This is a genomic window from Streptomyces rugosispiralis, from assembly GCF_024505145.1.
Classification (GTDB): domain Bacteria; phylum Actinomycetota; class Actinomycetes; order Streptomycetales; family Streptomycetaceae; genus Streptomyces; species Streptomyces rugosispiralis.
Genome location: NZ_JANIAA010000012.1, coordinates 13107 through 25289, shown reverse-complemented (window position 1 = coordinate 25289; position 12183 = coordinate 13107). Strand labels below are relative to the sequence as shown.

Annotated in this window: 14 protein-coding genes; 5 read left to right on the top strand and 9 right to left on the bottom strand. The window is 68.5% G+C overall.

Translation table 11 applies throughout. The features are described 5' to 3' along the window. Nucleotides 1-71 precede the first annotated feature (71 nt). The 5 genes from NP777_RS20020 (at nucleotide 72) to trxA (ending at nucleotide 4970) form a co-directional block, all read left to right on the top strand. Nucleotides 72-1787, top strand: coding sequence for a protein kinase family protein (locus tag NP777_RS20020; protein ID WP_256651540.1), 1716 nt, complete (start codon nucleotides 72-74; stop codon nucleotides 1785-1787). Between the two features lie 36 nt (nucleotides 1788-1823). Beyond that, the gene (sigM, locus tag NP777_RS20015) at nucleotides 1824-2513 is read left to right on the top strand and encodes an RNA polymerase sigma factor SigM (protein WP_256651539.1); all 690 of its coding nucleotides are present in this window, start codon (nucleotides 1824-1826) and stop codon (nucleotides 2511-2513) included. Next, a complete protein-coding gene (locus tag NP777_RS20010) occupies nucleotides 2510-3496 on the top strand; it encodes a hypothetical protein (RefSeq protein ID WP_256651538.1) in 987 nt (328 codons plus the stop codon). Before sigM ends, NP777_RS20010 begins: the two co-directional genes overlap by 4 nt. A gap of 151 nt (nucleotides 3497-3647) precedes the next feature. Continuing rightward, nucleotides 3648-4598, top strand: coding sequence for a thioredoxin-disulfide reductase (gene trxB, locus NP777_RS20005; RefSeq protein WP_256651537.1), 951 nt, complete (start codon nucleotides 3648-3650; stop codon nucleotides 4596-4598). 42 nt (nucleotides 4599-4640) lie between these two features. Further along, nucleotides 4641-4970, top strand: a complete 330-nt coding sequence (gene trxA / locus NP777_RS20000; RefSeq protein ID WP_014061966.1) for a thioredoxin — start codon at nucleotides 4641-4643, stop codon at nucleotides 4968-4970. Between the two features lie 75 nt (nucleotides 4971-5045). On the opposite strand, the gene NP777_RS19995 is transcribed toward trxA, so the two are convergent. The 9 genes from NP777_RS19995 to rpmH all read right to left on the bottom strand — a co-directional run bounded on the left by NP777_RS19995 (nucleotide 5046) and on the right by rpmH (nucleotide 11805). Next, a complete protein-coding gene (locus NP777_RS19995) occupies nucleotides 5046-5663 on the bottom strand; it encodes a GNAT family N-acetyltransferase (RefSeq protein WP_037954609.1) in 618 nt (205 codons plus the stop codon). Between the two features lie 326 nt (nucleotides 5664-5989). Continuing rightward, nucleotides 5990-7138, bottom strand: a complete 1149-nt coding sequence (locus tag NP777_RS19990; RefSeq protein ID WP_256651536.1) for a ParB/RepB/Spo0J family partition protein — start codon at nucleotides 7136-7138, stop codon at nucleotides 5990-5992. Next, on the bottom strand, nucleotides 7135-8223 hold the full coding sequence (locus NP777_RS19985) for a ParA family protein (protein WP_078956777.1): 1089 nt from the start codon (nucleotides 8221-8223) through the stop codon (nucleotides 7135-7137). Before NP777_RS19985 ends, NP777_RS19990 begins: the two co-directional genes overlap by 4 nt. 226 nt (nucleotides 8224-8449) lie before the next feature. Continuing rightward, the gene (gene rsmG, locus NP777_RS19980; protein WP_256651535.1) at nucleotides 8450-9163 is read right to left on the bottom strand and encodes a 16S rRNA (guanine(527)-N(7))-methyltransferase RsmG; all 714 of its coding nucleotides are present in this window, start codon (nucleotides 9161-9163) and stop codon (nucleotides 8450-8452) included. A 111-nt stretch (nucleotides 9164-9274) separates the two neighbouring features. Continuing rightward, on the bottom strand, nucleotides 9275-9784 hold the full coding sequence (locus NP777_RS19975; protein ID WP_256651534.1) for a Jag family protein: 510 nt from the start codon (nucleotides 9782-9784) through the stop codon (nucleotides 9275-9277). Between the two features lie 15 nt (nucleotides 9785-9799). Then, nucleotides 9800-10942 (bottom strand): membrane protein insertase YidC, encoded by a 1143-nt coding sequence (gene yidC, locus NP777_RS19970; RefSeq protein WP_256651533.1) that lies wholly within the window; start codon nucleotides 10940-10942, stop codon nucleotides 9800-9802. Between the two features lie 3 nt (nucleotides 10943-10945). Then, nucleotides 10946-11263 (bottom strand): membrane protein insertion efficiency factor YidD, encoded by a 318-nt coding sequence (gene yidD / locus NP777_RS19965; RefSeq protein WP_020869966.1) that lies wholly within the window; start codon nucleotides 11261-11263, stop codon nucleotides 10946-10948. Continuing rightward, the gene (gene rnpA, locus NP777_RS19960) at nucleotides 11260-11643 is read right to left on the bottom strand and encodes a ribonuclease P protein component (RefSeq protein WP_256651532.1); all 384 of its coding nucleotides are present in this window, start codon (nucleotides 11641-11643) and stop codon (nucleotides 11260-11262) included. The genes yidD and rnpA overlap by 4 nt, the downstream gene beginning before the upstream one ends. A 24-nt stretch (nucleotides 11644-11667) precedes the next feature. Beyond that, on the bottom strand, nucleotides 11668-11805 hold the full coding sequence (gene rpmH / locus NP777_RS19955) for a 50S ribosomal protein L34 (RefSeq protein WP_003949374.1): 138 nt from the start codon (nucleotides 11803-11805) through the stop codon (nucleotides 11668-11670). Between the last annotated feature and the right edge of the window lie 378 nt (nucleotides 11806-12183).

The following is a 12183-nucleotide window of genomic DNA, read 5'->3' as shown; positions in this document are numbered from 1 at the left end:
ATAGCGGCGGACTGTGGGCACAATTGTCTTGGCTCGGAGTAGGCGCAACGGATGGGGAGGCAGGAACGACGGTGGCGGAACGGAGCACGGCTGCCGTCGACGTGGCCGACAGCGGTGGAGAGGAGCCGCTGACCGCCGAGGCGGGTAAGGCCACGGCCGACGGGGCGGGGACGAAACAGAAGGTCGGCAAGGGGACAGAGGCCGCGGTAACCGACGATACGGGCACCGCGGCCGAAGCGAACCCCCTCGAACTGCACAGCGGTCACAAGCTGGCCAGACGCTACCGTCTGGAGGAGTGCGTCACCCGTCTGGACGGATTCAGCAGTTGGCGTGCTGTGGACGAGAAACTGCGGCGTGCCGTCGGGGTGCATGTCGTGCCCGCGGACCATCCGCGCGCCAGGTCGGTGCTCGCCGCCGCCCGTTCGGCGGCCCTGCTGGGCGATCCCCGCTTCGTCCAGGTCCTCGACGCCGTCGAGGAGAACGATCTTGTCTATGTCGTCCATGAGTGGCTTCCCGACGCCACCGAGCTCACCGCCGTGCTGGCCGCCGGGCCGCTCGAGCCGCACGACGCGTACCAACTGGTCAGCCAGGTCTCCCAGGCCATGGCCGCCGCCCACCGCGAGGGCCTGGCCCATCTGCGGCTGAACCCCGGCTCCGTGCTGCGCACCGAGTCCGGTCAGTACCGCATCCGCGGACTGGCCGTCATGGCCGCCCTGCGTGGTATCAGCGTCGACCACCCCCAGCGCACCGACACCGAGGCGATCGGCGCGCTGCTGTACGCGGCGCTCACTCAGCGCTGGCCGTACGAGGCCGACGCCTACGGCCTCTCCGGGCTGCCCAAGGGCGTGGGCCTGATCGCCCCCGACCAGGTCCGGGCCGGAGTGCACCGCGGTCTGTCCGAGCTCGCGATGCGTGCGCTGGTGAACGACGGGGCCACCGCCTCCCGTCAGGACCAGCCCTGCACCACCCCCGAGGAGCTGGCCAAGGCCGTCGCGGCGATGCCGCGCATCCGGCCGCCGGAGCCCGCCTTCACCCCTTCCCCGGCGTACCAGCGCACGACGTACCAACAGGGCATGTACGGCCAGCAGCCGAACCGCGGCGGCACCGCGCACCCGGCCCGTCCGGCGGCTCCCATGCCGCCACCGCCGCCGCTGCAGAGCCGCACGGGCAAGGTCCTCAAGTGGACCGTCTCCGCCCTTCTGATCGCCGCTCTCGGCCTCGGCAGCTGGCAGCTCGCGGACACCCTCCTCAAGGAGGAGAACAAGTCCAGCCCGGGCAAGTCCACCGGTGAGAAGGACGATGGCAAGAGCTTGAAACCCGCGGGCAAACCGCTCAGCATCGAGGGCGCCACGGAGTTCTCGCCGCTGGACGCGCCCTTCGCCCCGGACAAGGTCGACAGTGCCGTCGACGGCGATACGGGCACCGCCTGGGTGACCAAGTTGTTCTACAACTACCCGAACTTCGGTAACCTGCCCGGGCGCAAGCAGGGCAGCGGCATCATCGTCGACCTCGGTAGCGCCAAAAGCGTCTCCAGCCTCGACATCGACTTCTACAGCGCCGGACAGAAGGTGGAAGTCCTCGCCGCCGATCCCTCCGCCTCCGACCCCACCTCGCTCAGCGCCTTCTCCAAGCGCCTCACCGATCTGAAGAGCGTCGGGAAGAAGCTGTCCACCGTTCTCGACAAGCCGGTACGGACCCGATACGTCCTGGTCCACATCACGGAGCTTCCGGCCAGCACCCCCGATCGCTACCGTGGCGGCATCTCGGAGATCAAGGTCAAGGGCTGACCCTCTACGGTCGGCCGAGAGGGGAGGGGCTCAACGTTGGACGACGCCACCATCGGCGGAGCGAGCGACGGCGAGCTCCTCGCCCGGCACGTCGACGGCGACCCGGACGCCTTCAGCGAAATAGTGCGGCGCCACCGCGACAGACTCTGGGCGGTGGCGCTGCGCACCCTCGGCGACCGTGAGGAAGCGGCCGACGCGGTCCAGGACGCGCTCGTCTCCGCCTATCGCGCCGCCCACACGTTCCGGGGCCAGTCCGCCGTGACCACATGGCTGCACCGCATCACGGTCAACGCCTGTCTGGACCGGGCCCGCAAGGCCGCTTCCCGTCGCACCTCCCCCGTCGACGACACCGAGCGGCTCGAGCAACTCCTGGAACCCCATGAGTCGGCCGCCGCCCCCGCCGAGCGCGGTGATCTCCACCGCGAACTGCTCCAGGCGCTGCGCACCCTCCCTCCCGAGCAGCGGGCGGCCCTGGTGCTGGTCGATATGCAGGGCTACCCCGTCGCGGAGGCGGCGAAGGTCCTGGACGTTCCCACCGGCACCGTGAAGAGCCGCTGCGCCCGGGGCCGCGCACGACTGCTGCCACTCCTCTCACATCTCCACCCCAGCGGGAGGGGTAGCTCACCCTCGGGCGTGGGAAGGAACCGGACGCAGGGGACGTCCGTCCCACCGACGGCAGGACCGAACGACACAGATGCCGTGAAGGGCGGAGGTGGGCGAGCGTGACATCCTCGACGGACACGGAAGAGCACCCTGAAGTCGCGGAGATCTCCGCACTCACCGAGAATCTGCTCTCTCCGTCCCGCGCCGTCGATGTGCGCACTCACCTCGCGAGCTGCGTGCTGTGTGCGGACGTATGGGAGTCCCTGGACGAGATCCGCTCCCTGCTGGGGACCCTTCCCGGGCCGGTACGGATGCCCGCCGATATCGCGGGCCGCATCGACGCGGCGCTGGCCGCCGAAGCGCTTCTCGACGCGACCGCCCCCGAGCGGGTGGCCGATGTTTCACGTGAAACTCCGGATCCGGACGCCGTGCCCTCGCCTGTTTCACGTGAAACGGCCGATGCCGCCTCCAGTAACCCCGGCACCAACACCGACACCGTGGAGCCCGCGGCCAAGCCGTCCATCGCGACGGACCGGCCCGCAGGGCGCCCCCGCGCGGCCACCGGGCCGGGACGGGGAACCACCGGACCCGGCACCCGCCCCGGGCGCGCCCGCCGCTGGCGCAAGGCCGTCCTCGGCGGCGCCTGCGCCGCGGCGGTGATCGGCATCGGCTCCTTCTTCCTCCAGAGCGGCTCCTCCGGCGATCGCAACGACAGCGACACCCAGGCGCACGCCAGCCAGAGCGCCACCGGGAAGTCCACCCTCTCCTCGGGCACGCTCAAGGACCGGGTGCACGAGCTGCTCGCCGACCGGAAGTCCACCGCGTCGGACGGCGTCACCGGGCAGGGAAACTCACCCGATGTGCCACTGCGCGCCGATGACGACCCTCATGTGCCCTCCTGCGTACAGAGCGGCACCGGCCGCAAGGAGCCGGCTCTCGCGGCGCAGCAGGACACCTACGACGGCCAGACCGCCTATATCGTCGTGCTCCCGCACCCCTCCGACAGCTCGCTCGTCGATGCCTTCGTGATCGACGCGTCCTGCGTCTCGACGTCCCCGACGGCTCCCGGGGAGCTCCTGGTGACCCGGACCTACCCGCGGCACTGAGGCACGCCGCACACCGGGCCCTGCCTGACAGCGCTCGGGAATGCCTGACCCGTAGGATCCGTTGGGTGGGGTGGCAGCGGAATTCCGGGGGAACCCGGAGCCGCCCGCCCAGTCAGCAGTCCGGCAGTCGGCAGAGACAAGGAAGACATCCGTGAGCGACGTCCGCAACGTGATCATCATCGGTTCCGGGCCCGCGGGCTATACGGCCGCGCTCTACACCGCCCGCGCTTCCCTGAAGCCGCTGGTCTTCGAAGGCTCCGTGACCGCGGGTGGTGCCCTGATGAACACCACCGACGTGGAGAACTTCCCCGGCTTCCGGGACGGGATCATGGGCCCCGACCTGATGGACAACATGCGGGCCCAGGCCGAGCGCTTCGGCGCCGAGCTCGTTCCGGACGACGTGACCGCGGTCGATCTCAGTGAGCAGATCAAGACTGTCACCGACTCCGCCGGTACGGTCCACCGCGCCAAGACCGTCATCGTGGCCACCGGCTCCCAGCACCGCAAGCTGGGGCTGCCGCGCGAGGACGAGCTCTCCGGCCGCGGTGTCTCCTGGTGTGCCACCTGTGATGGGTTCTTCTTCAAGGACCAGGACATCGCCGTCATCGGCGGCGGCGACACGGCCCTGGAGGAGGCGACCTTCCTGTCGCGGTTCGCCAAGTCGGTCACGGTGGTCCACCGCCGGGACACCCTGCGCGCCAGCAAGGCGATGCAGGAGCGCGCCTTCGCCGACCCGAAGATCTCGTTCATCTGGGACAGCGTGGTCGAGGACATCCACGGCGACGGCAAGCTCTCCGGTCTCACCCTCCGCGACGTCAAGAAGGACGAGACCTCCGAGCTGCCGGTCACCGGACTGTTCATCGCGATCGGCCACGACCCGCGCACCGAGCTGTTCAAGGGCCAGCTGGGCCTGGACGACGAGGGGTACCTGAAGGTGGACGCGCCCACCACCCGGACCAACTTGCCCGGTGTCTTCGCCGCCGGCGATGTCGTGGACCACACCTACCGCCAGGCGATCACCGCGGCCGGTACCGGTTGCTCGGCGGCACTGGACGCCGAGCGGTACCTCGCCTCGCTGGGCCAGGGCGACGCCACCGTCTGATTCCGCTTCCCACCTCTGCACCAACTCACTAAGGAGATTGCCATGGCCGGTGCCACGGTCACCGTGACGGACGCCGACTTCGAGGAGAAGGTCCTCAAGAGCGACAAGCCGGTACTCGTCGACTTCTGGGCCGCCTGGTGCGGTCCGTGCCGCCAGATCGCCCCCTCCCTGGAGGCCATCGCGGCCGAGCACCCCGACAAGATCGTCATCGCCAAGCTCAACATCGACGAGAACCCGGCGACGGCCGCCAAGTACGGCGTGATGTCCATCCCGACGCTCAATGTCTACCAGGGCGGCGAGGTCGCCAAGACCATCGTCGGCGCCAAGCCCAAGGCCGCCATCGAGCGCGACCTGGCCGACTTCATCGGCTGAGCACTCCACGCGTCGCCCACATACACGAAGGGGCTGCCCATCGGGGCAGCCCCTTCGTGTTTCACGTGGAACCCGCTACAGCGGCCGAAGCGCCGGCTCCTTCTGGACGGCGCCGAGCAGCCGGTCCAGCGCCAGCTCGACATCCTCCTTCCAGGAGATCGTCGTTCTCAGCTCCAGCCTCAGCCGGGGGTAGCGCGGATGCGGCCGTACGGTCTTGAAGCCCACGGCCAGCAGATGATCGGCGGGCAGCACACACGCCGGTTCCTTCCATGTGGCGTCCCCGAACGCCTCCACCGCCTTGAAGCCCCGGCGGATCAGATCCTTGGCGACGGTCTGCACCATCACCCGGCCCAGCCCCTGCCCCTGATATCCGGGCATCAGCCATGCCGTCATCAGCTGGACGGCATCCGCGGCGACCGGACTGGTCGGGAAGGCCGTGGAGCGCGGTACATACGCCGGAGGCGCGTACAGCACAAAGCCCACCGGGACCTCATCGACATAGACCACCCGGCCGCAGGATCCCCACTCCAGCAGAACGGCGGAGATCCATGCCTCCTTCTCCAGCTCCGGCCGGCCGGCCCTTACGGCTGCTTCGCCGCTGACCGGATCGAGCTCCCAGAAGACACAGGCGCGGCAGCGCTTGGGGATGTCCGGGAGGTTGTCCAGCGTGAGCGGTACGAGCCGACGCCCCATGAAGCCAGTCCTTCACTTCCGTGGCCAGCCGCGCCCCGGGCGGCTGACAGCGCACTACGCTCCCTGAGCAGACTGCCGACGAAACCGCCGACAGCTCCCAGGCCCAATCCTGTGGCCAACAGTCCGGTGCGGCTCACCGATCGCATGGCCCTGCCCTCCACATGCGGCGCCTCCACATGGATCCGCCCTACCTGATCGCATCGTATCCGTGCCGAGATTGCACCGATACCGCCCTTCGGCAAACAGCGGGTCGCGTTCCGACCATGTCGGAACGCGACCCGCCCCCGCTGCTCTTCCATGCGGTATGAGACCGCACGGACAGCGCCTCACTCGTCCTCGTCCGCCGCTCCGTCCTCGGAGGAGAGCGGCTGCTCCAGCACCGGCCCCTCACCGGGGGCCAGCGAGCCCAGGATCCGCTCGAGATCCTCTATTGAGGCGAACTCGACGACGATCTTTCCCTTCTTCTGACCGAGGTCGACCTTCACCCGCGTCTCGAACCGATCGGAGAGGCGTGAAGCCAGATCCGTGAGCGCGGGGGACACCCTCGCGCCCGCCCTCGGACCCTTGGGCTTCGTCGTACCGCCCGAGCGCGATCCCATCAGGGTCACGATCTCCTCCACCGCACGCACCGACAGCCCCTCAGCGACGATGCGATGGGCCAGCCGGTCCTGCTCCTCCGCGTCGTCCACGGAGAGCAGCGCCCGCGCATGGCCCGCGGAGAGAACCCCGGCGGCCACCCTGCGCTGGACGGACGGGGAGAGCTTCAGCAGCCGCAGCGTATTGGAGACCTGCGGACGCGAGCGCCCGATGCGGTCGGCCAGTTCGTCATGCGTGCAGTTGAAGTCCTTCAGCAGCTGGTCGTACGCCGCCGCCTCTTCCAGCGGATTCAGCTGGGCCCGGTGGAGGTTCTCCAGCAGCGCGTCCAGGAGGAGCTTCTCGTCATCGGTGGCCCGGACGATCGCGGGGATCTTCTCCAGACCGGCCTCACGACAGGCCCGCCAGCGGCGCTCGCCCATGATGAGCTCATAGCGCTCCGGCGCCAACTGCCGTACGACGACGGGCTGGAGGAGACCGACCTCCTGGATCGAGGTGACCAGTTCGGCGAGCGCGTCCTCGTCGAAGACCTCGCGGGGTTGCCGCGGGTTGGGGGTGATGAAGTCCAGCGGCAGCTCGGCGAAGTGGGCCCCGGCAACCTCCTCCGGCATCGCCTCCGGGGCGGCGGCCTCGGGCTCCTGCTCTCGCGGCGCCGGCGGCTCGGTTTCCTGTGGAACGGCCTGGGTGGCCAGACCGGCCACCTTGGCCGCCGCCACTCCGCGCTCCTGGGTGAGCACCGGGACCGCCGTCGGTGAGGTGGTGGCCCCGGTCGTCGTGACCGTTCCCGCCCCCGCCGAGGACGCGGCGTTGTCCGCCCCCTTCGGCGCGGGAGGGATCAGGGCACCGAGCCCACGGCCCAGTCCTCTGCGTCGCTCACTCACTGAATCCCCTCCTGCATGCTGCTGTGCTGGTCGTGCTGGCTGAGCTCGGGCAAGGCATGAGCGTGCTGGGCTTCGTAGTGCACGCCGACACCTCTGAGGGCGATCTCTCGGGCCGCCTCCAGATAGGAGAGCGCCCCACTCGACCCCGGGTCATAGGTGAGGACGGTCTGCCCATAGCTGGGGGCCTCGGAGATGCGCACCGATCGGGGAATGCTCGTCCGGAGCACCTCACCGCCGAAGTGGCTCCGCACCTCGTCGGCGACCTGGGAGGCCAGCCGAGTGCGACCGTCGTACATGGTGAGAAGGATCGTCGAGACATGGAGCTTGGGGTTGAGATGGCCCCGCACCAGATCCACATTCCGCAGCAGCTGCCCCAGCCCCTCCAGCGCGTAGTACTCGCACTGGATCGGGATCAGCACTTCCGCACCGGCCACCAGCGCATTGACCGTCAGCAGACCCAGCGAGGGCGGGCAGTCGATCAAGATGTAGTCCAGCGGCTGCTCATACGCCTCGATGGCCCGTTCGAGCCGGCTCTCCCTGGCCACCAGGGAGACCAACTCGATCTCGGCGCCGGCGAGATCGATCGTGGCCGGAGCACAGAAGAGGCCCTCCACGTCCGGGACCGGCTGCACCACATCGGACAACGGTTTGCTGTCGACCAGCACGTCATAGATCGATGGAACCTCGGCATGGTGGTCGATCCCCAGCGCCGTCGAGGCATTGCCCTGTGGGTCGAGATCGATCACCAGCACGCGACCACCGTGCAGGGCGAGCGAGGCGGCCAGATTGACCGTGGTCGTGGTCTTCCCGACCCCGCCCTTCTGGTTGGCGACCACCATCACCCGGGTCTGCTCCGGCCTGGGCAACCCCTCACCGGCGCGGCCCAGGGCTTCGACCGCCAGCTGAGCGGCGCGACCGATAGGGGTGTCGTCCATCGGAGGCGGCGTTTCACGTGAAACATCCTCCCCCGGCGATTCGGTACGGGGGCCGGGGACCGGATCGGTCATCGGCCCCGCGATGTTGGCGTCGGACCGCAAGGATTCACTCTCCTCGACATCAGGCTCGCAATAAGCAGAGCCTGCCATGCTTTTGGGGTCGTGAACCAGCGAGGCCCGTTCTCCTGTGGATGAATCCACGTTCATTCGGGGTCGGCGGTCGCGGGGCAAGGCCGCCGCACGACCGCGACTGATGATTCCATGCAGCAGGGAGCGACGTTTCACGTGAAACACGATGCACGGGAGACCTCGTCGATGGGTCGCGACACTCCGGTATGTGTAGTTTTGCCAGCTTGTATGGAGCAATGCCGTTGATTCAGGGGCGACGGCGCGGTGACCGGCGAGCCGCCTTGGCTCGCTTCGCCGCGAAGCGCACACCCCCGGGGCTCTCCCCGACCTCGACCCGCACCACCGTGGACGGCGGGTCCACCACTCCCTCACCGACATGCAGCACCGAGGTCCCCACCACGCCCAGCTTGCCCAGCGCGGCCCGAGCCTGCTTCAGCTCCTCCTCGGCGGTGTCGCCCTTCAGTAGCAGCATCTCGCCGTACGGGCGCAGCAGCGGAACCCCCCAGCCGGCCAGCCGGTCCAGCGGGGCCACCGCCCGAGCCGTCACCACATGCATCGGGGTCAGCTTGCCGAGGACCTCCTCGGCTCGGCCGCGCACCACCGTCACATGCTCCAGCCCCAGCAGCTCGACCACTTCCCGCAGAAAGTTCGTGCGGCGCAGCAAGGGCTCCAGCAGCGTGATCTGGAGGTCGGGACGGGTCAGGGCGAGCGGGATACCGGGGAGCCCGGCCCCGGACCCCACATCGCAGACGGTGACCCCCTCGGGCACCACTTCGGAGAGCACGGCGCAGTTCAGCAGATGCCGCTCCCACAGCCGCGGCACCTCGCGCGGGCCGATCAGCCCGCGGGTCACTCCCACATCGGCCAGCAGCTCGCCGTAGCGGACAGCCTCCGGGAAACGGTCACCGAATACGTCCCTTGCCTCGGGGGGCGCCGGGGGGAGCTCCGCTGCTTCCGTCACGGGGACCGTCCTTCCGTACCGAACACTCTGCTGAACGATGATGTAAGGCTGACAAGATTCGGCCCCGTCTGCGTGCAGACGGGGCCGTGTGGATCACGAGGCGGAACCGCTTCAGACCGGAAGCACGACCACGCAGCGCTGGGGCTCCTCGCCCTCGGACTCGCTGCGCAGCCCGGCGGCGGCCACGGCGTCGTGCACGACCTTCCGCTCGAAGGGCGTCATCGCCTTGAGCTTCACCGGCTGACCGGTGCCCTTCGCCTCCTCGGCCGCCTTGGTACCCAGCTCGGTCAGCTCGGCACGCTTACGGGCCCGGTATCCGGCGATGTCGAGCATCAGCCGACTGCGGTCACCGGTCTCCCGGTGCACCGCGAGGCGGGTCAGCTCCTGAAGGGCCTCCAGCACCTCGCCATCGCGGCCGACCAGCTTCTGCAGATCACGGCTGGTCGAGTCGCTGATGATCGACACCGCTGCGCGATCGGCCTCGACGTCCATGTCGATGTCGCCGTCGAGGTCCGCGATGTCCAGCAGCCCCTCGAGGTAGTCGGCCGCGATCTCCCCTTCCTGCTCAAGGCGGGACAGGGTGTCGACACCCTCGGCTGCCGGGGTGGTGCCTTCCGTCACGGATGGACTCCTTCGTTACTTCTTGGACGGGTGCTTGGGGCGCTGCTGGCCCTTGCGCTGGCCGGACTTCGCGCCACGGGAGGAGCCGGAAGCCGAGCCGCCGCCGGCCGGCTTGCCGCCCTGCGCGCCCTTCTTCTGCCCCGGGCCCTGCTTCTCGGCGGGCTTGGCCTCGGTGGTCTCCTCCGTGGCGGCCGCGGGGGCCGACTGCGAGCTGGCCCGGCTGTGGCCGGTCGTGGAGCGCTGCGCCTTGGTCTGGCGCTTGGGCTGCTGACGGTTGGCACGCGCCACGTCGGCCGCCTCCTTCGCGGCGACCTCGGCGGGCTCCTCCTTCAGCTTGCCACTGGCCCGCAGCCGCTCCTGGCGGGCCTTGAAGGCCACGCTGCCCGGGGTCGGGTTCCGGCGGATGACGAACATCTGCTGGCCCATGGTCCAGACGTTGGTGGTCAGCCAGTAGACGAGGACACCGACGGGGAAGTTGATGCCGAAGACGGCGAACATGATCGGGAAGACGTACATCAGCATCTTCTGCTGCTGCATGAACGGCGTCTTCACCGTGAGGTCGACGTTCTTGGTCATCAGCTGGCGCTGGGTGAAGAACTGCGAGGCCGACATCAGGATGATCATGGTGATCGTCACGATGCGGACGTCGGTCAGCGAGGCGCCGAGGGATTCGACCTTCGAGGCCGAGTCCATGAACTTCACCGACAGCGGAGCGCCGAAGATATGGGCGTTACGGGCGCTGTCCAGCAGCGACTGGTCGATGACACCGACCGTCCTGTTGTTCGCGATGTGGTTGAGCACCTGGTACAGCGAGATGAAGAACGGCGACTGCGCGAGGATCGGCAGACAGCTCGAGAGCGGGTTGGTGCCCGTCTCCTTGTAGAGCTTCATCATCTCTTCGGACTGGCGCTGCTTGTCGCTCTTGTAGCGCTCCTGGATCGCCTTCATCTTGGGCTGGAGCGCCTGCATGTTCCGCGTCGACTTGATCTGCTTCACGAAGAGCGGGATCAGGCAGATCCGGATCAGCACCACCAGCGAAACGATGGACAGACCCCACGCCCAGCCACTGTCCCGATCGAAGATCAAGCTGTAGAACGAGTGGAACTGGACGATGATCCAGGAAACTACGTCATAAAGAGGACCGAGGATCGTGTCCACGAATCAGGCTCCTTGGGCTTTGGGCTGGGTCTCGGGCTGTGCGGCAGGCTCCACAGCCGGATGCCCGCCGAGGCGGTTCCGCAGCCGCTGGTGCCACACCGGACGCTTCCGGGGCGGGACGTGGTCGACGCCACCGAGTGACCATGGGTTGCAGCGCAGGATGCGCCAGGCCGTCAGCGCCGTTCCTTTCACCGCGCCGTGCCGGTTGATGGCCGTATAGCCATAGTGCGAGCACGACGGGTAGTACTTGCAGACCGGTCCCAGCATCGGGCTGATGGTCCACTGGTACAGCTTGATCAACCACAGCAGCGGGTACTTCATCGCGGCACCCCTCCCAGTAGCCGCTGCACTGCCGTGTCGAGATCGCGGGCCAGCTGGTCGTGACCCGCCTCACCCGCACCGGGCAGCGCCCGTACGACCACAAGGCTACCTGCGGGAAATCGGTCGATGCGGTCCCGCATCAGATGGCGCAGTCTCCGCTTCACCAGATTGCGGACGACGGCTCCGCCGATCGCCTTGCTCACGACGAAACCCGCACGCGCCGGAGGAGCACTCTCCCCGGATGCGTGCGGGTCCGTATCACCGCTGGTGAGGCCGTTGCGAAGATGCACGACAAGGAGCGGGCGCCCGGCCCTGCGTCCTCGGCGTACCGCGGCCGCGAAGTCCTCGCGCCGCCTCAGCCGATGTTCGGTAGGCAGCACGTCATGGACCTTGGGTCAGGCTGCTCAGGCCGACAGGCGGGCGCGACCCTTGCCACGGCGGGACGCGAGGATCGCGCGGCCGGCACGGGTGCGCATCCGCAGCCGGAAGCCGTGGGTCTTCGCGCGACGACGGTTGTTCGGCTGGAAGGTGCGCTTGCTCACTCGGGGGCTCCAGAAATGAATCGGATGGTGGCGGTCTATCGCTTGGCTGTCACCGTGCGCCCACGAGTAGCTCGCAATACGCCCGAGTGCACCGCTTCACGACCACGGATCAGTCGGCCCGTGAATCCTTGCCCATCGGAGGCAGGCGGCAGCAGCCATCGACAACTCGACCTGGTTACGGTACGCGCGGTTACGCCATCCGGTCAAACCGGTGGCCGACACCCTGACAGCGCGCTATCCCCCCACAGCCTAGGGGCAAGGGAACGCCCGGCGACATCGCATGGCACATTTGTACACACCCTGTGGACAACGACTTGAACCGCGTACCCCGGCCTGACTACCGTGGCTGGGCTCCGATTCCTTCACGCCCGTCCCGAG